The sequence below is a fragment of the Mycoplasma ovis str. Michigan genome, from assembly GCF_000508245.1.
Classification (GTDB): Bacteria; Bacillota_I; Bacilli_A; order Mycoplasmatales; family Mycoplasmoidaceae; genus Eperythrozoon_A; species Eperythrozoon_A ovis.
In genome coordinates, this window is the sequence record NC_023062.1 from 244449 (window position 1) to 269967 (window position 25519).

Annotated in this window: 30 protein-coding genes; 21 read left to right on the top strand and 9 right to left on the bottom strand. The window is 31.8% G+C overall.

The annotated features are described in order from the left end of the window. The first annotated feature begins 1 nt into the window (after position 1). Entirely contained in the window at positions 2-610 is a 609-nt protein-coding gene (rpsD, locus tag MR07_RS01350) for a 30S ribosomal protein S4 (protein WP_024071076.1), read from the top strand. 30 nt (positions 611-640) lie between these two features. Next, on the top strand, positions 641-1135 hold the full coding sequence (locus MR07_RS01355; RefSeq protein ID WP_268743534.1) for a tRNA (adenine(22)-N(1))-methyltransferase TrmK: 495 nt from the start codon (positions 641-643) through the stop codon (positions 1133-1135). A gap of 7 nt (positions 1136-1142) precedes the next feature. Here MR07_RS01355 and MR07_RS01360 read toward each other — a convergent pair whose 3' ends face one another. Further along, complete coding sequence (locus MR07_RS01360) at positions 1143-1748, bottom strand: hypothetical protein (protein WP_024071079.1); 606 nt, start codon at positions 1746-1748, stop codon at positions 1143-1145. A 153-nt stretch (positions 1749-1901) separates the two neighbouring features. Here MR07_RS01360 and MR07_RS01365 point away from each other — a divergent pair, with 153 nt between their 5' ends. Further along, a complete protein-coding gene (locus MR07_RS01365; protein WP_024071080.1) occupies positions 1902-6227 on the top strand; it encodes a PolC-type DNA polymerase III in 4326 nt (1441 codons plus the stop codon). Here MR07_RS01365 and MR07_RS01370 read toward each other — a convergent pair. Further along, positions 6224-6772, bottom strand: coding sequence for a Holliday junction resolvase RecU (locus MR07_RS01370; protein WP_043901166.1), 549 nt, complete (start codon positions 6770-6772; stop codon positions 6224-6226). The genes MR07_RS01365 and MR07_RS01370 overlap by 4 nt on opposite strands. Positions 6773-6863: 91 nt before the next feature. On the opposite strand from MR07_RS01370, the gene MR07_RS01375 reads away from it, so the two are divergent. From MR07_RS01375 to MR07_RS01385, 3 genes are all read left to right on the top strand, one after another. After that, the gene (locus tag MR07_RS01375) at positions 6864-7784 is read left to right on the top strand and encodes a hypothetical protein (protein WP_024071081.1); all 921 of its coding nucleotides are present in this window, start codon (positions 6864-6866) and stop codon (positions 7782-7784) included. Positions 7785-7819: 35 nt separating this feature from the next. Next, positions 7820-7987 carry a hypothetical protein gene (locus MR07_RS04335; protein WP_158432905.1) on the top strand — a complete coding sequence of 56 codons (168 nt, stop codon included), beginning with the start codon at positions 7820-7822 and terminating at the stop codon, positions 7985-7987. Between the two features lie 225 nt (positions 7988-8212). Next, positions 8213-9010: a hypothetical protein gene (locus MR07_RS01385; RefSeq protein ID WP_024071083.1), complete on the top strand. Its 798-nt coding sequence runs from the start codon at positions 8213-8215 to the stop codon at positions 9008-9010. A gap of 176 nt (positions 9011-9186) precedes the next feature. Here MR07_RS01385 and MR07_RS04340 read toward each other — a convergent pair whose 3' ends face one another. Then, complete coding sequence (locus MR07_RS04340; RefSeq protein WP_024071084.1) at positions 9187-9360, bottom strand: hypothetical protein; 174 nt, start codon at positions 9358-9360, stop codon at positions 9187-9189. A 192-nt stretch (positions 9361-9552) separates the two neighbouring features. After that, on the bottom strand, positions 9553-9738 hold the full coding sequence (locus tag MR07_RS01390) for a hypothetical protein (RefSeq protein ID WP_158432907.1): 186 nt from the start codon (positions 9736-9738) through the stop codon (positions 9553-9555). Between the two features lie 4 nt (positions 9739-9742). On the opposite strand from MR07_RS01390, the gene MR07_RS04345 reads away from it, so the two are divergent. Further along, positions 9743-9916, top strand: a complete 174-nt coding sequence (locus tag MR07_RS04345) for a hypothetical protein (protein ID WP_158432909.1) — start codon at positions 9743-9745, stop codon at positions 9914-9916. A gap of 13 nt (positions 9917-9929) precedes the next feature. Here the strand turns inward: MR07_RS04345 and MR07_RS01395 are convergent, their stop codons facing one another. After that, a complete protein-coding gene (locus MR07_RS01395; protein ID WP_024071086.1) occupies positions 9930-10562 on the bottom strand; it encodes a hypothetical protein in 633 nt (210 codons plus the stop codon). Between the two features lie 322 nt (positions 10563-10884). Further along, the gene (locus tag MR07_RS01400) at positions 10885-11661 is read right to left on the bottom strand and encodes a hypothetical protein (protein ID WP_024071087.1); all 777 of its coding nucleotides are present in this window, start codon (positions 11659-11661) and stop codon (positions 10885-10887) included. A gap of 638 nt (positions 11662-12299) precedes the next feature. Here MR07_RS01400 and MR07_RS01405 point away from each other — a divergent pair. The 4 genes from MR07_RS01405 to MR07_RS01420 all read left to right on the top strand — a co-directional run bounded on the left by MR07_RS01405 (position 12300) and on the right by MR07_RS01420 (position 14937). Continuing rightward, positions 12300-12959 (top strand): hypothetical protein, encoded by a 660-nt coding sequence (locus tag MR07_RS01405; RefSeq protein ID WP_024071088.1) that lies wholly within the window; start codon positions 12300-12302, stop codon positions 12957-12959. A gap of 668 nt (positions 12960-13627) precedes the next feature. Then, complete coding sequence (locus tag MR07_RS01410; protein WP_024071090.1) at positions 13628-14281, top strand: restriction endonuclease subunit S; 654 nt, start codon at positions 13628-13630, stop codon at positions 14279-14281. A gap of 93 nt (positions 14282-14374) precedes the next feature. Beyond that, on the top strand, positions 14375-14599 hold the full coding sequence (locus MR07_RS04575; RefSeq protein WP_144079550.1) for a hypothetical protein: 225 nt from the start codon (positions 14375-14377) through the stop codon (positions 14597-14599). Between the two features lie 71 nt (positions 14600-14670). Then, complete coding sequence (locus tag MR07_RS01420) at positions 14671-14937, top strand: hypothetical protein (protein ID WP_024071092.1); 267 nt, start codon at positions 14671-14673, stop codon at positions 14935-14937. A 41-nt stretch (positions 14938-14978) separates the two neighbouring features. Here the strand turns inward: MR07_RS01420 and MR07_RS01425 are convergent, their stop codons facing one another. Beyond that, positions 14979-15275 (bottom strand): hypothetical protein, encoded by a 297-nt coding sequence (locus tag MR07_RS01425; RefSeq protein ID WP_024071093.1) that lies wholly within the window; start codon positions 15273-15275, stop codon positions 14979-14981. Between the two features lie 79 nt (positions 15276-15354). Here MR07_RS01425 and MR07_RS01430 point away from each other — a divergent pair, with 79 nt between their 5' ends. From MR07_RS01430 to MR07_RS01470, 10 genes are all read left to right on the top strand, one after another. Beyond that, positions 15355-15825: a hypothetical protein gene (locus MR07_RS01430; protein WP_024071094.1), complete on the top strand. Its 471-nt coding sequence runs from the start codon at positions 15355-15357 to the stop codon at positions 15823-15825. Positions 15826-16263: 438 nt separating this feature from the next. Next, entirely contained in the window at positions 16264-16941 is a 678-nt protein-coding gene (locus MR07_RS01435; protein WP_024071095.1) for a hypothetical protein, read from the top strand. A 143-nt stretch (positions 16942-17084) separates the two neighbouring features. Continuing rightward, positions 17085-17639 carry a hypothetical protein gene (locus MR07_RS01440; protein WP_024071096.1) on the top strand — a complete coding sequence of 185 codons (555 nt, stop codon included), beginning with the start codon at positions 17085-17087 and terminating at the stop codon, positions 17637-17639. A 459-nt stretch (positions 17640-18098) separates the two neighbouring features. Beyond that, positions 18099-18887: a hypothetical protein gene (locus tag MR07_RS01445; RefSeq protein WP_024071097.1), complete on the top strand. Its 789-nt coding sequence runs from the start codon at positions 18099-18101 to the stop codon at positions 18885-18887. Between the two features lie 234 nt (positions 18888-19121). Next, positions 19122-19523 carry a 50S ribosomal protein L19 gene (locus MR07_RS01450; protein WP_024071098.1) on the top strand — a complete coding sequence of 134 codons (402 nt, stop codon included), beginning with the start codon at positions 19122-19124 and terminating at the stop codon, positions 19521-19523. Positions 19524-19525: 2 nt separating this feature from the next. Then, complete coding sequence (locus MR07_RS01455) at positions 19526-19696, top strand: hypothetical protein (RefSeq protein WP_024071099.1); 171 nt, start codon at positions 19526-19528, stop codon at positions 19694-19696. A gap of 50 nt (positions 19697-19746) precedes the next feature. Continuing rightward, positions 19747-20007, top strand: a complete 261-nt coding sequence (locus MR07_RS01460) for an HPr family phosphocarrier protein (RefSeq protein ID WP_024071100.1) — start codon at positions 19747-19749, stop codon at positions 20005-20007. Between the two features lie 68 nt (positions 20008-20075). Next, positions 20076-21002 carry a hypothetical protein gene (locus MR07_RS01465; RefSeq protein ID WP_024071101.1) on the top strand — a complete coding sequence of 309 codons (927 nt, stop codon included), beginning with the start codon at positions 20076-20078 and terminating at the stop codon, positions 21000-21002. A gap of 14 nt (positions 21003-21016) precedes the next feature. Beyond that, on the top strand, positions 21017-21208 hold the full coding sequence (locus MR07_RS04350) for a hypothetical protein (protein WP_158432911.1): 192 nt from the start codon (positions 21017-21019) through the stop codon (positions 21206-21208). A gap of 165 nt (positions 21209-21373) precedes the next feature. Further along, a complete protein-coding gene (locus MR07_RS01470) occupies positions 21374-22240 on the top strand; it encodes a hypothetical protein (RefSeq protein WP_024071103.1) in 867 nt (288 codons plus the stop codon). A gap of 55 nt (positions 22241-22295) precedes the next feature. Here the strand turns inward: MR07_RS01470 and MR07_RS01475 are convergent, their stop codons facing one another. Both MR07_RS01475 and MR07_RS01480 read right to left on the bottom strand, forming a co-directional pair. Further along, the gene (locus tag MR07_RS01475; RefSeq protein ID WP_043901168.1) at positions 22296-23882 is read right to left on the bottom strand and encodes a GMP synthase (glutamine-hydrolyzing); all 1587 of its coding nucleotides are present in this window, start codon (positions 23880-23882) and stop codon (positions 22296-22298) included. An 84-nt stretch (positions 23883-23966) separates the two neighbouring features. After that, entirely contained in the window at positions 23967-25475 is a 1509-nt protein-coding gene (locus MR07_RS01480; RefSeq protein ID WP_043901169.1) for a potassium transporter TrkG, read from the bottom strand. Positions 25476-25519: the final 44 nt, after the last annotated feature.

The window sequence follows — 25519 nt, forward strand, 5'->3', positions numbered from 1 at the left end:
TATGTCTAGATATTTAGGACCTTTATATAGAAAAGCCAGACAATATGGTTTTTCTTTTTATGAGGATGGTAGAGAGTTTAGCAAGGGAAAACAAAGAGATTATCCTCCCGGGCAACATGGAACTTCTAAATTTAAAAAGCAAAGCTTGTACGGGGAGCAACTTAAAGAGAAGCAAAAGTTCGCTTTACTTTACGGACTTAGAGAGAAACAAATGAGAAGATTTTTCAACATTGCCAAAAATATGAAAGGGGCTTTGGCATTCAATTTTCTTTTGCTTTTGGAAAGTAAGTTAGACAATTTAGTATTTAGATCTGGTTTCGCGAACACTAGAAGAGGTGCCAGACAATTGGTTTCACACGGACACATTCTTTTAAATGGAAAAAAGGTGGATATACCTTCCTATATAGTTCCTGTGGGCTCTACTATTGAAGTTGTGGAGAAAAGTAGAGGACTTCCAATAGTTAACTTTTTTCCTGAGTTTGTTCCTTTACCATTTTTAGAATCGCAGGGAAAATACAAGACTATATATAAAAGATATCCTCAAAGATCTGAATTAAATCTGGAGCTTAATGAAGTTTCTGCTACAGAGTGATATAAGAGATATAGCTAGTTAAATAACTTTGATATAAGAATAAAAAAGATAGCAGAGTTTATCTCTGCTATTCTTCCTATCAAGCACGACTTCCTGTTAGTTGATATTGGTTCAGATTTAGGTTTTCTTGGAATAGAGTTGTTAAAAAGAGACATGGTTAAAGAAGTTTGAAATGTGGAGTTAAGCAAAGTTTCATTGAAAGATTCTAAAGAGATTTATTTAAAGAAAAATTTAGATTCCCAAGCAAAATTCATTTTCTCTGATGGGTTTCAGGACATTCCACTCGAAGGCATTAAAGATTACAGAGAAATAATTATTGTTTTGGCTGGATTGGGCTCAAAAAAGATTATTTCTATTTTGAATGGATTACCAGATCTTTGAAAAAATAAAAAACTTTGGTTATGTTGTTTGCCACATGCTCATCCAAATCAAATTAAAAAATGATCTGAAACTTGTGAGTGAGATTTATTAATAGAAGAGGAAATGACCTTTAAGGAAAAAATCTATTCTATATTTCTTTTTTCCTTAAAAAAACTAAATTAAATAAGGTTTATGTTGTTTCTTGAGGCGAGTCACTAGAAACTTTAGATTTACTTGCTCTTCAGCTCTTTATTAACCCTTCATCTAAAACACGATCCAAAGCTCTTCTTTTCGCAATTCTTGCTTGTCTAAATTTCTTTCTTCTTTCCTTAGAAGTATCTTTAGGGCTAGCCCAAGGAAGCTTGTCTTTCTTATAAAGAATATAAAAATGTTTAAACAGCATTCCCTTTGCATAGATACCATAAGGAAGGAAGAATCCAATGAGAGCATTTATTTTTAGTAAATTACTAATTCCTTCAGGAAAGTAAAGTTCTCTTTCTTCACTTGTCGATCTTTTAATAACTGAAAGATAATTGAAAACTAAAAAGACATTTAAAACAAATGAGAAAATCAGAGGACCTATCCAAAGAAAACCGGCAGTTGTTCAATCACTAAGAACACCTAGTGCAACAAAACCACCAATTAATGCAAAAAAAGCAATCATTTCATAAATTCAACAATTCAAAAGCTTTTCCATCCCCTCTTGCACTCCATCTCTTCTGGAATACAAAAAACAAACAAAGTTAATACAAGATCTTTGAAAGGCTCTTAAAACGGGTTTACCTTTGAAACCCATGAGTTTTTAAGAACCTTTTTTAAAAATAAATAGCCCCCCCTCCAAAATTATCAGATAATCCTGCCTTCGACTATTCTTAATTTTAAAGCGTCTTTTTTCGGCACGTGGTTTAGGACTTAATTTTCTAAATTTTTAGTTAGAAAAAACGTAGTAATGGATAAGTTCAAATGACTGTTAATTGAGGAGTTAGAACTATTTAATGATGACGAGTTTCAGGAGCTATTAGATAGATCCAGTCTTAATTGGGAGTTTTCACCCAATAGAGACCATTTCTTTTTAATAGTTGAATATTTCAAAGAGCCAAAACCACAAGAACTATTTAAGTTCTTTAATTTTTTTTCTAGGACTTGTTCTATAGTTGTTAGGCAAAAATATCTATACAACTCAATATCTTTTCATCGACTTTTATTAAGTTGATTTGAGAATTTCGCTCCACTCGAAGAAGAAAAACTACAAGCTTTTCTATCAAACTTTAAGGAGGCAAATATATGTTTTGAATTTCCCCAAATTATTTTGAAATCACTTAATGTTGCTCAAGAAAACTATTTTCAAAAACATCTCTCTAATCTACAAAGCTTTTTAGAGTACATATTTGAACAAAAACAAATCCACTTATCAATCGCAAAGTTAGAAAATATTTCCTCTAATACTTCAACAATTCCATCAGAAGTTGTTATTTCTGAGGAATTATTTAGCGAAAATAAGTCATCAATAACTAAAAAAGACTCTATTATTTCGAGTTCCATAAGAACTTTGGATTCTAAGGTAAAAGGTATTTTTAAGCTTTATTCTTTCGAAGAAGTTGATGGCTATGGTTATAGAAATCAAAAAATGTACAGAGTTGGAATTACTAATTTTTCAGAACACTATCTCTTAGTCTTGGGAAGATTTGTTCCCGCAGATAAGAGGGAACAATATATAAAGATACTGAAAGTGGAAAGTTGATATGAAATGGAATTTCAGTTGAATAATACTTCTTCCTCTGGATCAAGAATGATGACCAATTATGATGGTTGGTTGTTAGGTTGTTCACTAGTTGATTACCCCAACGGTTTAGTTTTAAAAGATGATTCTCCCAAAAAAGCTTTTTCTTTGAATGTATATACAAAATATTCCAGTTTTGATGGACTATTTAGCTCCGGACAGTGAGCGGAGATGGTTAAAGATTTGGGACATGAAGTGATTGCATTCACAGACTTTAATAATGTCCATGTTTTTCCTGAAGCGGAAAAAAATGTAAAAAAACATGGACTTAAACCCTTATATGGTTCTGAAATAGAAGTTATTCCGGAGAATGTAAAGATTGTCTCCAATCTTCACTTATTAGATCCGGATAAATCTATTGTTTTTTCTATTTTTGACCTAGAAACTACAGGATTGAATCCATTATTTGATGAAATAATGGAAATTTACATAGTCAAATATAGTGGGGGAGTTGCAATAGACAATTACCACAGCTATCTAAAGTGTGATAGGGAGATAAGTAGTGAAGTTATAAAACTAACAAACATCACACCCGAAAAACTTGATATGTTGGGAAGAAACAAAATAGAAGTTCTGAAGGAAGTCAAAGAATATGTTGCAGGAACTGTTTTGATGGCACACAATGGACTAGATTTTGACTTGCCTTTTTTAAATGCACAATACAAAAAGGCTGGACTAAAGCCCATTCAAGCCCCACTCTTAGACACTATTCTATTAGCGAAAGCTTTAGAGGGGGAAAAGAAATCTAAGTCTTATTCTCTTTTTGCACTATCTAAAAAAATGTCCATAAATGCAGTTGAAAGAGATATGCAATCTGCAGAATATGACACACTTTGTCTAGTTAGACTGTGAAAATTATGAGAAAAACAACTAAGTCAATTATCTATAGATCCATACACATATGAACAACTAGAAAGTATCAATACTTTCTTTGACCAAAAGAAAATATTGAGAAATTATTTTGGATCAAATGTAATTTTTTTCGCTAAAAATCAAGAAGGAGTTAGAGATTTATATGAATTAATTTCTAAAGCACATATAGATTTTTTTATCGATAAGCCTCAATTAAATTGAGAAGTTATCCAATCAAAGAGAAGCAATTTGATATTGCTCTCTTCCCCTACAAATAGCACTGTTTTAAATGCACTATTTAAAGATGACTTTGAACTCTTCCAAGAGGAAGGAAGTAAATTAGATTATTTAAGTCTTCCCCCTCCTTCTCATTTTGCACATGAAATTAATAGGGGAAGATATTCTCTAGAAGAAATCCAAGAATTATTGAGTAAGTTTTATAGATGATCTAAGGAATGCAATTTCAAATTACTAGCAAATTACTGTTTGAAATTTAAGTGATATGAAGAAATAGAACAATACAAAGTTTTAGTTCACGCAAAAAGTATTGGTGGGAAGAGACATCCGTTATTTTCTGCAAAATCAAGTAATGATGTCTTACCAGATTTTTCACTAAGAACTACTGAGAGGTTTATTAAAGAGTTTGACTTTTTAAAACTTTCAGAATCGGAAATTCAAGAATTATTTTTCAAATACAGAGAAGAGATAGTTGAATTTATTTCTTCAAATATCAAAATTAATAATTCTTCTCTTTCTCTTCCAAAAATTGCTGGAGCATTTGAAAATATCAAGGAATATGTCAACAAAAAACTGGAAGTTAAATATGGAAGTAAACCAAATATTTACTTGCTGACTACCCTTAATAGGGAGTTAATTGGAATTCAAGAAAATAAATTTGAAACTGTTTATTGATGTGCCCATCTATTAGTTAAGAGATCTAAGGCCGAAGGATTCTTAGTAGGTTCAAGAGGTTCAGTTGGATCCTCTTTTTTGGCTTATATTCTTGAAATAAGTGAAGTTAATCCTCTACCACCTCATTATTTTTGTAGTAAATGCTCTCACTTCGCAATAAATGAAAACACTAAGGAATCTGGGTTTGATCTTGAAATTAAACAGTGTCCTAATTGCCACATAGAGTTACAAACAGATGGTCAAAATATCCCCTTTGAAACCTTTTTAGGACTAGAAAGAAAAAAAGTTCCAGATATTGACTTAAACTTCTCAGGTCAATATCAACAAAAAGCCCACAATTTCCTAAGAGAATTGTTTGGGAGAGAACATACATTTAGAGCTGGTACTATTTCAGCTGTTGCGGAAAAAACAGCCTTCGCATTAGCTAGAAATTATTTAGTAGATAACGAGATTGAATTCAATAAGGGAAAGTTACATTGACTTTCCTGTAACTTAACTGACATAAAAAGAACAACAGGGCAACACCCAGGTGGAATAATAGTTATTCCTAAAGGTGATTCAATCTACAAATATACTCCAGTTAACTATCCAGCAAATGACACTGAAACTGAGTGATTGACTACTCACTTTGAAAAAGATGCACTAAAAGATTCATTATTTAAGTTCGATATCTTGGGTCAAGATGATCCAACTATACTCGCCTTACTCTCTAAGTTCACAAATTTGAACTTAGAGACCATTAGCTATAGAGATAAAAAGATTTTGCAAATGTTTAGTGATATTTCAATTCTTGAAATACCACAAGAAAAATTAGAAATTCTTGGAGAAACAGTTGGAACTTTAGGTCTACCAGAATTTGGAACAGAAAAAACTAGAGAAATAGTTAAATCTTGCAAAAATAAGATTTGTCATTTCTCAGATTTGATCAGAATATCTGGAATTAGCCACGGAAAAAATGTTTGGAAAGGTAATATAGATAGACTAATTTCTGATCATGGACTAACACTGAGTGAGGTTATTACATGTAGAGACGATATTATGAACTATTTATTGGAGAAAAAAATAGGAATTGATAAGGCTTTCAAAATAGCAGAAAGTGTTAGAAGTGGAAGGGGAATTCCCGCAGAGGATCTTCCAACTCTAAAAGAAGTTGAAGTTCCAGAGTGATATATAGCTTGTGCAAACAAGATAACCTATATCTTTCCAAAGGCACACGCAACTGCATATGTTTTGATGTGTTGAAAAATAGCTTTCTTTAAGTTGTATTACCCCGTGGAATTCTATGCAGCTTATTTCACAATCACTAACAAACATTTTGATATAGAGACTCTAATCACTAATGATTTATTAGAGATTAAGAGAAAACATCAAGAATACAAAATAATAGTCAAAAATAAGGCAAGTAGGGAAAATGCAGAGAAATCCAAATACCTAGTAATGATTTATGAAGTGGCTTTAGAAATGATTTGCAGGGGAATTAGTTTTAGAATGGTTGAGCTAAATGAATCTTTAGCTTCAACTTTTAAGCCTGACAGAGTTAACAAAACTATACTAATACCTTTTTCAGCTATTCTCGGATTGGGTGCAATAACAGCCGCTCAATTAGAGGAAGAAAGAGAAAGAAATGGAATATATAAGGATAGAGCCGATTTAGAGTCTAGAATTAAGTTAAATGTGAGTCTTTTGAAATTATTTGAAAACTTAAAAATAATTTCTCCAAAAAATATTTAGTTGTCTAACAAAATTTGATCTAATGTTTCTTTTAAGTTAAAAATACTGGGAAATATTATTTTTAACTCATAACTTTTTATTTTTCTTAAATCAGACAAAGAAAATCTTTTAGATTTGTTGAGCTTCAACAACTTTAAAAGCTCTGTGTAACTTATTAAGACAAAGTGAGAATTTTGTAGAAAAAAGTGAATTAAAAGTAAAGAGACACCCCCACAGGAGTTAATTTTTTCTAGTTTTTCTAATTGATGTTGTTTTAGCAAAGAAAGAGTGAATATTTCTTTTTTAGTTTCTTTTAGTTCTATGGAAAAATACCTACCCTTGTATACTCCATAGAAGTCTAAGTCTCCTTTAGAACACACTTTCATTGAGTATGTATGTTCTGATACATCAAATAAATTAGTGTGTTTCATTGATTTTTTTGATACATGAATATATTCTGGATGAGACTTTTTGAAGTAAGCTATATTGTTGTTAATGTAGTACTCAGCAGTGTGAGACATAATCTTCTCCACAAAAGCTCCAAGATTGTGTTTAATGTGATACATCCCAATTTATTAATACGTCTTAAAAGATAAAAGTGATGAATTTTTTCTAAATTTTGAATAACAAAGAAGTTGTGATAAAATAATTCCAATTATGAGTAAGTTAATTGGAATTCTTACTGCAAGTGGAGTTCCAGTTACTGTTCTAGCTTTCGCTGGGGGGGGCGTTCTAGATGGAAGTTTTTCCAGAGACATAAAAATTTCTTCAGATTCCAGTCATAGTCAAAATTACATTAGTTTTTTCAAGGACTCTAATGGACTTTCTATCGATAATGGTTTATTCATAAAAACCGCACTTAAAACAGAGAAGTTTGGTGGCGTAGGTTCAGAGTTAAAAGGAGCTTTAGGGATTAAGTTAAGTTCTGTAGCAACAGATCAAACCAAAGATGAAAATAAGCCTTGAGTAATGATTGGAAGTGCCAAGAACGGTATGTTCTATATACCAGGTTGGAGAGTAACTGATTGAACGGGTGTTACGAGAAAAGTCTATTCTTCTCCGAAGTACAAAACTTGAAAAGATTGGTTTATGGGTACAACATTTACCAAGAATGAAGATAGCGTTGGTCCGGATGTATGGTGCGATAAGGCTTTTGAATCCTACAAAGGTTTTTTGACTGGTCCTTTGAAAATAGTCATTAAACAAAATAAGCCAATTTTCCTAGGAAACACTAATCAAGGAGCAAAGATTTATGCAGATAAGGCAATTGGAAATTCTCAAGTTAATTTTGGAAAAACTGGTTGTAATTATGCACAAGGTTTTGCTTGACTTGGTAGCCAAGCCGTAATTGTTGGAGATTGGAAGGACAAGGCGACAAACGCTTCAGAAACTGTTGGTAGAACATTTAAGGGATTGTCGAATTGAGGAGATGTTCAAGGAGTTAATTTGGGTGAATTGGATGGTTTAATTTTGGACAGAATAGACCGAATCTCTATAACTTCAGAAGGAATACAAGATTCGAAAGGACATTTTATGAAGTGAAATCCAAAATATAACCCAACATTCCAGATTAATTAAAGTTTCTTTCGTAATTGTTACCAATTCAATATTTTTTGCCTCTAGTACTAATTGGTGTAGGGGGAACTTTTGTAGCAGGTACCTTTAATAGACTACAAACCGAAACTAGAATTGATAGATCAAAATTTGAAAAAACAAGTACTGTAAATAATATCTATAAAGTGAGTGGAGCGGGGATTAAAAGGTTTTTAGGAGGAAAATAAATTAGTTAAATCAAAAGATAAATAAAGGATAAATTAGTTTACATAAAAAGTTTTAGTAAGTTTTATTTTTAGGTTTTTTTGTTTTAAAAGTCAGTAACTCTAGTTTAGCTTTAAAACTGCTTTTAAAAGAAAATTTATTGGCAAAAATTTAGTAATTCATCTTCTTTTTTCAAAATTCACTTTGCAGAACTGAATTTTTAGTTATCACTAAAATAAAGAAGGCTTATGGCATTTTGATTATTTCTTAAAAAAGTTCTTATTTTGGGCGTGGTTATGGGAGCCCCTGTAGCTTTAGTTTTTTCAGACTTTTATGGCAAAGGAACAACATTGGAGGTAATGAGTGGTGAGGCAACTACAGTTGCTGGCCAGAAAAAAGTAGCAATATTAGTAAAAAAGGAGAACGAGATTCAGTCTGTTGATTTAAGTTCATTAAATTGTGAAAGTTCCCGCGAACAGAAGAAATTGTTGGGAGTAGGAGTGTTATCGGAAATTGATAGCAAACAATTAGTAGGTGACTTTATTAAAGGAGGTTTGGTTGCAGTTGGTTGCGGAACAAGCAATAAATTGGAAGTAATTGGAAAGTCTGAAAATTTTTGGTATGGTGTTTTGGATTATGAGAATGTTGTCGTGGAATGATTGCAAGCGAAGACTTATAAAACAGAAAAGGAAAGCGAATCTGTTTTAAAACCATATTATGAGTGCTTTAATAAAAAATTACCTTTATTGGGAGCAAAGCTAAAAGAGGCTTTTTCAGGAGAACAAATTAAGGTTGAGACTAAAAAGGTTTCATTAAATGGCCTACCTGATTGTGAGGACAAAGTATTCAGCAATCAAGTTATGACTATTTATACAAAAAATGGAAATGGTGAGACATGAAAAGAGGGTGATGGTTGAGGCGAATTTAAAGGAGCATATGGAGATCGTCTAAATAATATTGAAGTTGGTGATGGGAAAATAAGAACTAGTGATGGAAAGATCTTTAATGAATTCCCAAGAAAGATTACCTTAAGAAGCAAGAATTAAAAAGTAATTTCGAAGGTCTAAATCTTTGGCTTTATTAAAAAAATTATTAATTAATTTATTATCACTTTACAGTTACTTTAGGTTTATTAGTTAAGTCATAAACTTTCTATGCATTAAAAGAACTCTCCCGACAAAGGGAGATTCTTAAAGTAATTAATTCTTATCTTTCGAGATAACTAGAAAAATACTTGATTGTTATCAGTTAGGGAGTATTCTTTCTCCAAACACTTTATTGAATTTCAGTTTCCGCTCGGTTGTGTAGTAACCATTTGACAGTCTTTTACATTTAAAACATCTAAGGAATTTTTCAGAAAGAAACCATCTTTTTCATTAAATTCTTCTTCCGTCATTACCTCATCTTCATAATCGTAAATTGGCGAAGGATATAGTCTAGCTCATGTTTTTTCTCCATTAGATAAGAAAATATTTAACTCATATTTTCCGAGTTGATGAGAAGAAGTTTTGACTTGTTTTAGTTCTATCTTGGAAACCTTGTGCGCTGTAAGATTCTCTAGTATTTGTGTATCTCTCTGTTGAGAGTGTTATTTATAAAAAAGATAGAAGACAGGAATATTTGGACTTTTCTCATCAGAACATACCCACAACTTTAGATTATTTCATTTTGCGGAATCAGATAACTTTATTGCTTTACAGTCTCCTTGCTGAGTGGTTTCTGTAGAAGTTTGAAATATTCTCGTTGCAGGAGGTGTATAAAAGTTTCCAAACAAATTAGTGCCGAAAAAGACAGTTGAAGTTACTGCAGGAACTCCTATAGTTCCGAGAAACAAAAAAGTTCTTAGAGAAAACAAAATAAATAACTATCTAATTAGATATTTAATAAAAGACCAGAGCTTTTTAGTTTTTCTTTGAGACTATTCAAAGTGATTAGAAAAAATAACTTACTAAAAACCTGAATTAACTAAAAAATTGAAAAAGCGTAAACAAAAGAGGAGCCATCTTTAGAATCTTTTAGTTCACATCTAAGAAGGTCCCTACCAGCCATAGGGGTTACAATCTTACAACTATCTTCCAACTTAACATTCTTGAAGTATTCCCAACCGCTATTAGCAAAAATTAATCAATCAACCTTACTTCCGTCTTCCAAAGTTAATTGAAGATGAGCGTCTGAACCATCTCAATTCCAGCTTCTTTGATAATCAACAGAAGTAACCTTCTTAATTAAAGAAGAGCTATCGGCATTGGCGATTGAATGCTCAGATCCAAGATAGTAAAACTCAAACTTATTGTCATCTAACTTACAACCATATAGAGAATTGAATCAATTGTTTGGATTTTTATGATTTTGCATTAATTGACATTTTTTGACACTTAACGTGCCAAGAGCCAAAGAGATATTAGCATGTTTCTTACTTAAAGCTTTATTTTCAGCAACTTGTTTTTGTATTTCTTGTAAAGTTTTAGATCCCCTAAGGAATTCAGCAACCTGTTGAGTGACACCAATGTCCCCCCCCGCCTGTTTAATCGCCATAGGAACAATAGCTCCCATGCCTGTAACGGCCACTCCAATAAGAGCCTTAAGAGCAAGAATCATAATTATTACCTAAAAGACGTTATCTATATTATAAACCAAAGAGTAGTTTTAAAGAATAATCATTGTCTCTTCTAATTTCCTTTATTTCCCTCGCTTTAACTCTAGTCTACAGAGACAATAATACTAGCTACGCCCATTAGTTGTAGCCTTTAACGTCTTTTAATAATTTTTTGTTTTTCCCTACTTTAGAAGAAACAATCAATAAAAATCTTGTACAAAAAAATTTGAAGGAAATTCTACATTAATAGAGCTATAAATTGAAATTACAGAAATTATTTATACAAATAATTATTAAATTAATGCATTAATTGTCTTCCAAATATTATTGTTCCTTAGGTGGCATTGTTCCTTCTTTCAGGAAATTAATCATGTGATCTATTAATTGTTGTCCAGTACTGCATATAAAACAAATTCCTAAAGGTAAATTTTGTCCTTTCTTCTTTTTTCCTCCTTTGCCATTGCATTTAAGGCCGTCTTCTCCTTCCTTTTCATTTGCTTTTTGGCCTCTCCAAAGGACATTAATAGTTCTTCTAGGATTAACAAAAAATCTTAGATAGAGTCAATTAATCATGTCTTTACTTCCATTTTTCAAAGATTCACTTTTGCTAAGAAATTTTGCAAGAGACTTAAATTTTGTAATAGCATCGGGGATTTTAGATAAAGATTCTGAATCAAATAGTACTCCCAACCATGCGCGAACAGTAGTGTGGAAATTAAAAACTATATTTTTTGCAAAATTGAAATTTCAAAAGCTTTTAAAAAAAGTAGCTAAAAATTGTGAATTTTCACTTTTTTTGATTCACTCATAACCCGCCGGAACGATTCCAACAACCGTTGTCGCTAATCCAGATAATTTACCTCAAGCTTTTTTAATAGGAGCGATAGGATCCAAAGGTGTGGAAGATGATGAAGAAGAAGTTGAAGATCCTTCATAGTTAAATACCTTTGCAACTCATCCTCCAAGTTTTTCTAAAGCGCTAGATACTCCTTTTTTATAAATTTCTGTACAGGCCAATCCTGTAACAGCAGTTCCACCCAACAATAATATGCAACTGCCGGCAATCTTTTCCTTTATGAATGCCCCCCCCGAAAATCTCAAACTGTTTATTAATTAATTTGTTTTTTGTATTTAAAAAATTAATTAAATGCCTTTATGTGTTATAAACAACTATTACTAGTCGTTTACTTTTAAAAAAGGAATTATTAATAACTTTTTAAAAGGAGGAGAGAAATACTAAAGAGTTTATGTATCGTCATTTTGGAAAGCAACAAAACTTCTTAAATTTTCACAAACTTTCTTAAAAAGTAAAGAAATTTATTAGTAGAGGGATATATTTATCTTTCTTTGGAAAAAAACTCTTCCAGTCAATGTTTTTGAGTTTAAGGTAGTATTTTAGGAAGATTAAAAAATTCTTTTCATTATTTGCTATGGTCTCAGTTATTCAAATAAAGTGAAGTAACGGAGAAAGTTTATTTTGTTTAGACTAAGGCTCTTTTAATAATAAGAATTAATTTACAACAAATAAAACTGGTCTTTTGTGGATCTTCGGAAAGGTTATTAATAGCTAATACTAGTTGAAAATATAAATCCGGAATAAACTCATGTCCTTCATGAATTAATTAGAAAACTTAATTTTACAAGTTAAACAAATATATACAAACCTTTGATTAAATCTTTTCGGGACTAACTACAATTGATAGAAAATATAAAAGAGTTGTTACAATACCTTTTCTAACATGTCTGTAGCTGTAAAATTCCTTTCTACTTCTGCTGTAGTTTGTGCCGTTGGAGGTTGTATAGGTCTTCCGCTTTTTCTTCGTTCATCGACTACCCCAACTCAAGAAGATTCAGCCAAGCTACCTAGTCTCCAATCAACTTCCTCTCAATCTACAACTAGCACCACTTTTAGTTCGGGAAATACTAGTGAAAATGAAGAGGTTAAAAGTATTGTTTGGTGAGGGTGTAATATCACTAATTTAGAGAGGGAATTAGAACAATTCCTTAAAGATAAGAGTAAAAAACAAGATGATTATGTCGAAGTTATTTGCAAAAGTACTGGTGTTGACAAAGAGAAAGATACTATTTTTTCAGATGTTTGAACAGGTTTATTTCCCAAGGTCATTTTGTCGAAACAATCTCTTGAAGGGGGCGGAGAGAAATTTGAATTAACAATTAAAGAAAGTCAAGAAGAAAGCGATTTAGAAAAAAGGAGCATTACATGAGAAACTTTTAGTGGAACAGGAGTTAAAGAGACCATTAGAGGAAGACTGGATCTTTGAGATGATAAATCTCCAAAAGGCAAGCGAGTAGATTCTGTTTCAATTCAAGAAGGGAATTACCAATCTAACGTAATATATTTAGTCTTTCCTCGTACGGAAGAAGTAGATTCAAAATAGAATTTCGAAAGAGTGAGTTTACTATAAAACAGTTTCTTTTATTTTTGCTTAAGATCCCTCAAAAGTTTTTAACTCATTATTTCTTTTTTATTTGTGGGTTTAGAATTAGATTCTTTTTTTGGAAGGATTTACTAGATTTTCAAGAGTTTTTAAATTTAAGAATTTTTGGGCTGAGCATAACAAGGAGAATCAACTTGTTTATTTCATCGCTACCTGATGTTTAGAACCATGTATTCAACAGGGAGATCTTAAAAAGCTTTTGAAGCGACAAAGTGAATTAACCAATTAGTAAGTTCCGCGGGAAAAGGAGTAAGAAGATAAAAGATTCTTGCTTTATTAATTATTAATAAATTAACTGACTTCTCCTCTAGATATAAAAATCTTTACCTATAAATTTTGATAATAGAAGAACAGACAACAGGATACTTTAGTTCTAAAGCTAATGTTTATTTAGGAATTCAACAGTAGTTTTTAGTCTAAGCTCTAACGATAATATTTTCACTTTAGGAGATTTCATCTCCTTAGTTAATAAGAAGAATAAGAATTTAGAAAAATATACGAGGATTGGGGTCGCGGATAAGGAAATTATTTCTGGAAAAACAATAGTTAATGATCTGAATTTAAAAAGCTCCAAGATTGTCGAGACCAACTTTTTCATTTCAGATTTGATGAATGCCGGAAGGGACAGGAGGTTAGCAATTGCTCTTTATGAGGGAAAAAGCGATGCAATAACTAGTCCGAATTATCTAGTTTTCAAGGTGAATAACCCATTACTTTTGAGCAAATATCTAATGATGATTTTAAAAAGCACTTTGAATAATTCGTGAGCACTGTATATGGCAGGTAGAGGAGTTCGGAGTGAACTTTCTTGACAGAATTTCATAAAACTGCCCATTTCAGTACCTCCCTTGGAGGTTCAAAAAAAAGTAGTTAATAAATACGAAACTCTAGATAAAATCATTCAACTAAAGAAAAAAATAAACGAGAAACTTGAAGAGTGAATGGAAGCTTACTACCATATTTTGTTTGACAATTTAGAAGAATTCACCAATGAAACTTTTGGGAATTTGTTTGCAATCGTGAAGGGAGGGAGACCTCCAAGATCTAATAAATATTTGGAAAAGCTTTATTTCTGCAAAGAAGGAGGAATCCCCTTCCTCCAAGTAAAAGATATTTCTAAATCTAAATGCAAATTTGTAAGTTCAACTTCAGAACAATTAACGGAGGAAGGCTTTAAAAAATGTAAAGGTACTCTTGTTGGGGGGGGCATTTCATTTTTTGTCATCATGGAAATTTCAAAACTATTCAAAACATTACTATAAACGAAATAAAAGTATGTTTAGCAGGAGAATTATGAGGTCTTATGACAAATTCAAACGTTGGTCTTCCCTTTCTCTTTTATTCTTTGAAAAGAAATGTTGAATGCATTTTGAGAAAGTCAACAGCTTCCACGACCATGGAAACTATCCGCAAAGATGAATTATTTTTGCACCCCATTAAACGCCCCCCCCAAAAAAAAAAACTTAATCAATAAATTCAACCAAATTTGCAATCCAATTTTTGAACTACAAAAAAATAATGAACAGATAATTACTAAATGTTTGAGATTGCAAAAATGTATAGTTGAGACTTTAGATTAGTTCGTTCGTAGGACTAAATATAATTAAAGTCTCTAGGGGGAAAGAACTAGTTAATACAAATAATTTTTATTTTGACTATTAGTCCAAAAGCTTTAATTGCAGTAGCCTCTATGGCTGGTGGTTGTATCGGGGTGCCTCTGTGTCTGTGGAGGGCACAAAGTTCTTCAATGGACTTATCGCAATCCCTCAAGCCTTTAAGCGGAACTTCTTTAACGGCGAGAACTACTGACACACCTAAAGAGAAAAAGAGTGTCGTTAAAGGAAGATGCGATATTACCTCCTTTGAAGCCGGAGTCGGAGATTTTCTTACAAAACAACACAAAAGAGAAGGGGATTAAAAAGAAGTAATTTGTAAAAATTCTAGCGTTGAAGATGATGGTTATATAACTCTTCCCAACACTTGAACAGGATTATTCCCGCAAATTATTCTTTCTGCACAAACTGCTGGAGGTGGTTCAGATCAAAAATTAGATATAAGTGCTGAGACAAAACAAGAAGAGGGTGTTTCAGGAAGTGTTATGGTAGCTATTTTTAGTGGAAAAGGGTTAAAAGATACTGTAAAAGGGAAATGGGAAGAAACGGATGAGAAGTTAGAAAATAAAAGAGCAGTTTCGGTAACAATACAAGAAGGAGGTTGAAAAGATAATGTAATATATCTCCTCCTCCCTCCCCTCACTGAAGAATAAGAATTTATTAGTTTTTTAGTTATTTAAGATTCCGTTTAATTTTTGACTTTCAACAGTTAGTTTTTTGATTTGTTTAGCTTAAAAACATTATTTTTAAATTCTGTGATTGCCGGAGGTATTTCTGCGGGAGCCTTTTCTTTGATTAATAATCAAGTTAGCTTATTTAATACATCAACTGGAAAAGATGGGCAAGCCCTTCAAACTGTTACAGGAGAAAGTTCCTTATCAGAAATTTCTAGTACACCAAAATATCAAACTACTCTAGAGGGTGATTCTCAACAAAAACAAACTTCTACTGTTCCTTCGACAAGCCAAGCTGAAGGAGTTAAGTCGCTAGAACAAACATTAAGTAAACAGGATTTAGAAAATTGTTCGTTTGTTGAATGAATTGATCTAAAAGAGGTTAAATTATCTGAAACATCTCTTGAATATCTTGTTGTTTATTGTGAGAATGGCAACAAAAATAAAGATAAAGTGCTGGAAGCTTCTAGATGGACAGGATGATTTCCTAAGGAGATATTTAAAGAAAAACGAGAATAACTTACAGAAAATAAGAAGTTTGAAGTTAAAACAACAACTGAAGACAGAAGTGCTGAATTTTACGATGACTTAACTGGAGATACAAATTACACTAAGTTTGAAAGTCAACAATTTAAAAAATCTATATATGGAAAATGGGGAGAAACATCTATAGAAGTTTTAAATGATGTGGCATACCTACTAACACCTCTCGATTTAGAAAATAATGATCGCAAAATCTATTTCTTTTTGAGAACATCAAAGAAAGTCAAGAATTAAAAATTAATGACTTAATTTTCTACTCAAAGGTTTTTAATTTTTTTCTTAGATATTCCGATTTAAAAAGAATTAAATAAAGATTTTTTTAATAATTGTTAGTTAAGTATTAAAAATATAAAATAAATCCTTATTTTTATTAACATACACTCAAAACTTCCATAAGAGGTTTTATTTTTTAATATGGCTGTTCTTCCTAAAGTCGTAGCCACCGTTACAACCCTAGGAGGAAGTGTAGGTGCACCATTACTATTTTGAAAAACTGATAGTTCTGTGAGCTCTACACTTCAACAAGACAATCCACAAACTCATGAGGAAAACAGTTCTCGAGGAGAAAAAGTAGAAGCTAAAGGGCAAGAACCTATAACAGAAGCTGAAACTAAACTGGAAGAAGTTCAAAAACCTACAGAAGATTCTGTGCAACCCAATATTATTGGGAAGGGTGGGAATTGCAAGGTTATTGACACTTCCGAAGAAAAATCTAATATTCTTTGAAATCACTCTTATAAACGACAAGATGACTATTTAACAATTGTGTGTAAAAATACCAACCAATCAGATGAAGAAGAGAGCAAAATCCCTAGTGATTGGTTAGGATTATTGCCAAAATCGGTAATAACCAATTCTTGAAATTTGAGGTCAGGAAATACATTTGATATTACAACTAAAACTACTTTATTGGATTCCGGAAATTTAAGTATCATCTTTAGTGGAAATAAATTTGAACATTCTTCTTTAGTTGGAGAATGTTCTCAAAGGTCAGAGGTTATAAGTGGAAAGGAAGTTACAGTTGTAAAAATGAAAGAAAATATTCCAGAAATCTTTTTGTTATTTGAGGATGAGTTGATTTCCAACAATTAAAAAGATAATTGGTTTTCGCTGTATATCTATAACGAACAATATTTGGAAAACAAAACTAGGTTAATTAATAGAATTGTTCTTAAAATTCTTAAACTTGCAGGAATAAAGTTTCTTTAAGAAACCTCGAAATTTAGAGTTATTTCTTGTCTTTTCTAGGATCTAAACTTTTTCTATTTTCTTCTATTTTTGGCGTTGGATTATTAACTTTACCCATTACATTTTTTGGAAATAAAGTTGATTCTAGCAACTTATATAGTCGGGAAACGGAAATTAGTAATGAAGATTCTGGTGCATGCACTTTACTGGAAACCATCGCATCTTCTGAATCATTTCCAAAGGTCGTTGGAATATCTTCTAGCGATTTGTTCTTATTTTCTTGTTCTAATAAATTCTTGAATGAAGAAGAGGGGGATGTTTTAATGGCATGATTTCCAAAATCTTTATTTAAGGATGATGTTGCTGTAGGAGAAAATGTTGAAAACGAAATAGATATGACTTATGAAGTTGTTTGAAATAAAAATCAAGTAGTCTTCAAAAGTGATAAATTTACTGATTCAAACCTACTAATTACTACTTGACAAGATTTGAAGCAGGATGAAGAAGCAATTAAATTAACCACAAATTTACAAAAAGATACACAAAGTAATATTTATGTATTTGGAGAATTAAGTGATTGCGGATCAGAAGAACTTTTATAACTTAAAAAGGTTAGTTTAGGCTTTAACTGATTTTTTTAATTTCATTTTTTAGATCTAAGAAATTGTTCTATTTCTTTTTTTCCAATTATGTTCATAAGGCACATATTGATTCGGGAATAAGAAATATTCTTTACTAATTTTCTTAATTCTTCAATAGTTGTTAATTTACAAAAAATATCTTGGTTTTGATATTTTTCTGGATAATTTTTATATCTTCAAGACTTATATTTCTACGTCAGATTTTTTCATAATTATGTCCCCAACTAGAATATTGTGGGGAGGGGAAATAAACAACTGACTGGCCGAAAAAGAGGATTTATTAACATGTCTTATTCAGCGCTTATCAGGGATTTCCCTTCCTTTTACAAATAAGCGACTATAGCGCATGGAAAAACTAATTTTCTAAGGGTCTTTAATTAGTTTTTCAATACAAGAGAAACAAATTAATTAATAAATAGTTTGAGGTTTTCGGGGGGGGCATTTATAAAGGAAAAGATTGCCGGAAGTTGCATATTATTGTTGGGTGGCACTACTGTTACAGGATTGGCCTGTACAGAAATTTATCAACAAGGAGTATCTAGTGCTTTGGGAAAACTTGGTGGCTGAGTTGCCAAGGTATTTAACTATGAAGGATCTTCATCATCTTCAACAACATCTTCTAAGCCACTGGATCCCATAACTCCTATGAAAGAAGCTTGAGGTAAATTATCTGAAGTGACGAAGAGTGTGGTTGGGATCGTTCCCACAAGTTATCAATGGATCCAAGAAAGTGACAATTCTAAGTTTTTGGTAGATTTTCTTAAAAGCTTTTGAAATTTCAGTTTTGCAAAAAATATAGTTTTTAATTTCCACACGTCTGTTCGCGCGTGACTTGGAGTACTATTTGATTCAGAATCTTTGTCTAAATTTCCCGATGCTTTTAAAACGTTTAAAGTTCTTGCAAAATTTCTTAGTAAAACGGAAGTTGCGAAAAATGGAGAAAAAGATATGATTAACTGACTATATTTGAGATTGATGGTTAATCCCAGACGAACCATTAATATCTTAAAAAGAGGAACGAAAGATGGAAAAGTCGAAGAGGATAAATTGAAATGTAACGGGGCAGGAAAGAAAGGAAAAAAGGGGAAAGAGGCAAATCTTCCTTTAGGTATTTGTTTTATTTGTAAGGACGGAAAAACATTATTAGAACATATGAAAAAATTTTTAAAAGAAGGTACTATTCCTGAAGCTACGAAGAAAAAAACATAATAATCTGATCGATTAGTTTTTTTGTCTTAAAGTGATTCTTTAAATTCATTCATTTATAAGTTTTTTATGAGTCCACAAATAACCTTTTTTTGATAAATTGATTTAATTCAAGGAGGAGTTGTCACTGGGGAAATATCCTAGAGAGAATATATTAATTTCTCCATTTATTTCGAAAAGGGCATCTCGGGAAAAACAAAAAAATACCCAAATTAAGGTAAATTAAGATCTAGTTGTATGGACTTGCTTCTAGAGACTAAAAAAAATTTCTACAACCTGCAAGGAGATGTAGAAAAAAGCAAAGTCTTTAAGAAAATAAAATCGGGAGATATTGTTTTAGTTCAAGAAAAAATTATTGATGAAAAGAAAAAAGAAAGAATTCAAAAATTTGAGGGAATACTTATAAGAAAAAGGGGTTCTTTGTTAGCGGAAAATATTCTTTTGAGAGAAAAATTAAAGAACCATTGAGTTGAAAAAGCTTTTTTCATTCATTCCCCTTTAGTTCACAAGATTGAAAAAATAAGAGATGGAAGATCTAGAAGAGCTTACCTTTCCTATTTAAGAAACCCTGAATCTCTTCCTCTTAAACTAAAAAGATTAAAGGCTAAAACAGTTAATCAACCTAAAACTAAAAAATAAATATGCCAGTAATAAAGGTCAAAGACAGTGAATTAGAACAAGCTTTAATTGAATTCAAGAAACTTGCTATTGAAGTTAAGAGAACGGCTATGAGATATCTTTTTCACTTAAGACCTGCTCTTCAAAAGAAAGAAAAAAAGAAAAGAGCTGACATGAGAAGAAAATTCTACTAGTAATTGTTCGAAGTTTCTTGTTATCTGTTGATAAACTACTAGTATAGCCTATGAAAGCAGTTGAATATGTAATTCAGGATGAAGTGGGCCTTCATGCAAGACCTGCTTCTAAATTAGTTCAATCTCTTTCTAAATATCAATCAGCTGTATTTTTGGAATTTGAAGGGAAGAGAGCTAATGCTAAATCTATTATTAATCTAATGTCCTTGGGCGTTACTGGTAAATCCAAAGTTGTATTTCATATTGAAGGGGAAGATGAAGAAGAATTATCTAATTCATTGGTTAATATACTAGCAGAACACGGAATTTAAAAGGGCGTTAATTAGAAGTTTCTAAGAATTATAGAAAAGATATAGGTTTACCTGTAAATATTTTCAACATGAGTAAGTTAATTGGAATTCTTACTGCAAGTGGGGTGCCAGTTACTGTTCTAGCTTTCGCTGGGGGGGGCGTATTGGATGGAAGTTTTTCTAGAGAAATAAAGATTTCTTCAGATTCAAGTAATGGAGATAAACAGTATATTAGTTTTTTTAAAGACTTTAACGGAAGTTCCGATCACGATTCAGGCTTATTCATAAAAACCACACTTAAAACAGAACGATTTGGTGGAGTAGGTTCAGAGTTAAAGGGAGCTTTAGGAATTAAATTAAGTTCTGTTACAGATCAGACCAAAGAAGAAAGTAAGCCTTGAGTGATGATCGGAAGTGCTGAAGGCGGTATGTTCTACATACCTGGTTGAAGAGTAACTGATTGAACAGGAGCTGCGAGAAAAATTAATAGGCAATACAAAACTTGAAAAGACTGATTTATGGGTACAACATTTACAAAAAATGAAGATAGTGTGGGTCCAGATGTATGATGTGATAAAGCTTTTGAAAAATACAAAGGATTTTTGACTGGTCCTTTGAAGATAGTTATTCAGAAGGAAAAGCCAATTTTTGCCGGAAATACAAATGGAGGAGAAATTAAGATTTTTGCAAATAAGAATAGTGGTACTTCTTCAGTGAATTTCGGGAAAACTGGTTGTGATTATGCACAAGGATTTGCTTGATTGGGTAGTCAAGCTGTAATTGTTGGAAATTGAGAGAAAGGAACAAAAGATGCTACAAAGAATGTAAGTAGAACATTTAAGGGATTAACAAATTGAGGAATTGATGCAGTCAAAGGAGTTAATTTAGGTGAGTTGAATGGTTTAATTTTGGACAGAATAGATCGAATTTCTATAACTTCAGAAGGAATAAAAGACTCTAGAGGACATTTCATAAAGTGAAATCCAAAATATAATCCAACAATCAAGATTAATTAAAGATTCTTTAGGAATTGTTACCAATTCAATACTTTTTGCCTTTGGTAATAATGGGTGTAGGAGGAGCTTTTGTAGCAGGTACCTTTAATAGATTACAAACTGAAACTAGAATTGATAGATCAGAGTTTGAACAAGGAATCTCCGTAAGCAATATTTATAAAGCACAAGGAGCGGGGATTAAAAGGTTTTTGGGAGGCAACAAATAACACTGAAATAAAAGGTAAATTAATCACATCAAAAAGTTTTAGTTTAGCTTTAAAACTGCTTTTAAAAGAAAATTTATTGGCGAAAATTTAGTAATTCATCTTCTTTTTTTCAAAATTCACTTTGAAGAACTGAATTTTTAGTTATCACTACAATAAAGAGTGCTTATGGCATTTGGATTGTTATTTCTTAAAAAAATTCTTATTTTGGGAGGAGTTGTGGGCGCTCCAGTCTCTTTAGTTTTTTCAGACTTTTACAGCAAAGGAGCGAAGCTGGAGGTTATGAGTGACGAGGCAACCCAAGTGACTGGCCAGAAAAAGGTAGCAATATTAGTGGCGAATAATAACAAGATTAAGAGTGGAAATGGAAGTATAGATTGCACAAAATCTGAAAATCAGAAAAAATTGTTTGGAATAGGTCTGTTGTCAGAAATTAATAGCAAACAAGTAGTAGGTGACTTAATTAAAGGAGGTTTGGTTCCTGTCGGTTGCACAAAAGAGAGTAAATTGGAAATTGCTGGAAATCCTGCTAATTTTTGGTATGGAGTTCTGGATTACGAAAATGTTGTTGTTGAGCTATTGCAAGTCGGAACCTATACAAATGAACACAAAAAGGGACAAAAGGAATGAATTAGCTGAGATGATAAAGTTGGAAAATGAAAATCAGAGCAAGCAAATGAAATCGATTTAAAGCCTTATGACAAGTGTTTTAATAAGAAATTGCCTCTTCTGAGTGAACCATTGAAAAAAGCCTTTTCAGATGAAAAAATTAAAGATGATGACAATAGAAAAATTAAATTAAATAGCTTTCCTGATTGTAAAGATCAGGTGTTCAGCAATCAAGTAATGACTATTTACACAAAAAATGGAACAGGAGAAAAGTGACAAGCAGGAAGCAGTGGCTGAGGTGCATTTAAAGGAGCATATGGAGATCGTCTAAGTAATATTAGAGTCGGTGATCGAAAAATCGGGACCAGCGATGGAAAGATTTTCTATGAGTTCCCGAGAACAGTGACCTTAAAGAACAAAAGTTAGAAAGTTATTCTTAAGGTCTAAATCTTTTGTTTTATTAAAGAAATTATTAATTAATTTATTCTCACTCTATAGTTCCTGCAGGTTTAGTAGTTAAGTCATAAAGAACTCTACTCACTTCACTAAAAGAAGAAACCAGTTTATTTCCTGTAGTTATTAAGTTATCTATAGAAATATGACTTACATTTGCACTCATAAAGTCTCTAGTCTTAATTGCTCTAATTACAACAGAATAGCCCAATAATCTCTGATCTCCCTTAACCCCTACAGACTTATCAGATAGTAATATAGGGAAATACTGATCACTATATTTCTCTAACTTTCTAATTAAAAATTCTTTTTCAAGAAATTGTTGAATTGAACCAAGTAATTCAACTTTTTCCTTTGTTACTTCACCAATAACTCTAATAGCCAAGCCTGGACCGGGAAAAGGTTGTTTATAAGTTAAAAAATTAGGAATGTTTAGAAGTAACCCTAACTTTCTGACTTGATCTTTAAATAAACTAGAAAAAGGCTCTACAAGCTCAATATCTTGTAGTAGCTCAGAATGTAAAACATTGTGATGAGATTTAATAGTGTCACTCTCTTCCCCTTCTTTGCCAGTCTCCACTTTATCTGAACGCAATGTTCCTTGAGCAAATGAATCAACTCCTTTAAGTTTCAGTTCTTTAGCAACAGAACTAATACTCTTTCAATACTCTTCAGAGATTATTTTTCTCTTTTGCTCAGCAACTTTAACTCCCTTTAATCTTTCAAAAATACTATCTCCCCAATTAATTACCTCAAAATTTTCAAATTTTGATGAAAAATAATCAATCACTTCTTTTTCATAGTTTTCGGGATACAGGCCTGTAGAGATATATATTGGATATATATCTTTTGAGGGAATTATTTTTCCTAAAAGATGAATAAGTACACTAGAATCTAATCCTCCAGAAACAGCAATAAGAATTTTTTTATTTCTTAATTGTTCTGAATATTTATTTACTAATTCATCTAATTGTTGTTCTGATTCTTTTGTTAAATCAGTAATTGCTGTAGTTTCAGTATTTAATCCAGACAAAATCAGAAAATTTCTAATAATCTGTTCCCCATAATCAGATTCATCTAATTCTGGATGATACTGAATAGTATAAATAGGTTTAGTAGTATGAGCAGATATTAAGTTTTTTCCTTCTCCAGTAGCTAAAGAATAATATCCTAAACCTAATTTAGTTACACTATCTGTAAAAGATGCTCAACCTCTAAATTTAAGTGGAACATTGTGAAATATTGGATGATTTCTATCTCTAGTTACCTCTATCGGTCCATATCAAGGACCAAGAGAAGAAGATACTTTTCCGTCAAAAATATAGTGAATTAATTGCATTCCAAAGCAAATTCCAAAAATAGGAGTATTTTGGTAATTAATAATTTGTTCTTTAATTCAACCAAAAAATGGAGTTTTAGAAAAATTAATTACTGAAAAAGGACTTCCAGAGATTATTATGGCTTTGTAATTTGAAAAACAAAAGGAAGAATTTGGTATTATCTGACTATTTACTATCAGTCTTTGAATTTTTATTTGAAAATTTTGAAGCTTCCTTTCAAGAACAGAACTATATTGGGATCCTAAATCTATTAACAGTAATTCTTGGTTGCTAATTGTCTAAAAAAATTACCTTAATTATTGTCCTGAAATATTTTTAAACATAGAGACTCCAGAAGAAAGTTAAGAATCAAATTAAATTTAAGCAATTCTTAGTTTCTCTTCAGGATAAGAGAAATTTTGTCTAGCTGCCCTAGGCTTGTTGTAATATACAAGAGAATTAGGAACTCCTAATTGACCAATGAACATTAAGAACATCAGTAAAATGTGACCCACTCAAGTAGTTTTGCTGGAAACTCCCAAGGATAATCCGGCAGTACCAAATGCAGAAGAGGCTTCAAAGAGTGAGGCATGACTAAATCCTCCTTTCCCCTGTCCCGCCTCACTATGCGTTATTCCCAATGAGCATAAAGTTATTAATGCTGAAGATACAAAGAATACCATATAAGAATTATCTATAGTTTGATCTTCAACAGATCTAGAAAATATAGATAGAGTTCTTCTGCCTCTCATAGTAGTTCAAATCTTTCCCATCATTAAGAAAAGAGTAATACTTCTAATACCACCGGCAGTTGAAGCAGGAGAAGCCCCAATAAACATTAGTATTAGTAGAATTCATTGAGATTTTTCATGAAGACATTTAGGATCTATTCCATAAAACCCAGCAGATCTGCTGGAAATTACTAGGTATATTCATTGTCAAATCTTTTCAGACTTTTTAAGTTTGGTACAGTTATCAGAGCAAGCTCCATTACTTGTTGTTTGTGCTCCATTAGCCAATAATTCTGTTAATACAACCCCACCACCAGCTAATAATGTAATAGATAAATACATTAGTATTGAAATTTTTGTAAACAAACTCAATATGTTTTTTGTTTTTTCCCTATTTCTCTTTCTGTGTAATCATTCTTTAATTTCATATAAGGCTGAATAACCAATCCCGCCAACCATAGAACAAGCTGCAAAAACAATTGAGAGAACAACCCCCCAACCTCTAGAGTAGGAGCTAATTGAAGTTTTATCTAGAGTATCTAGGCCAGCATTATTAATTGCAGAGATGGAATGGAAAATTCCAGCTCAGAAAGAACTTAAGAAATTTCCTTTAAGATTTGTTTTTTGTGAATCTGAATTAGTGTCTACAAAGTAAAAAAAAAAAGTTAATGAAGAGGCAACAAATAATTCAATTCAAAGAAGAGTAATTAATGCTGACTTAGTTACTACATAAGAACTTCCTTGGATAACTCCACCTCTCTCTGAGTGGATATTTATCCTATCTTCTATAGAATATTTCTTATTCTTAAGAAATGTTTGCTTTAAAATCGTTCAGATAGTTACAAGACCTAAACCACCAATCTGAATTAGAATAAGTACTATTAATTGACCAGCAAAATTAAAAGAACAGTTGAGAGAAGAACCTGAGAGTAATCCTGTTGTAGTTACAGCACTAACTGAAGTAAAAAGTTTTGAAAACCAGTTATCGCTTCCATTTTGACCATTTGTAGTCTTTACTCAAGGAAGATTTAGGGCTCCAAAACCGGCTAAAATAATAAGGATATAGATTCTGGCAATTCGCTGAGAAACAGTAGATCCAAAAATTCACCCACCTACTATTTCACCGAAAGAGGACTTTGTTGCCCGATTCCTCCTCACTTAATTTAGTTGCTTAGCACTAAATTTTTATCTAGTAAACTCTA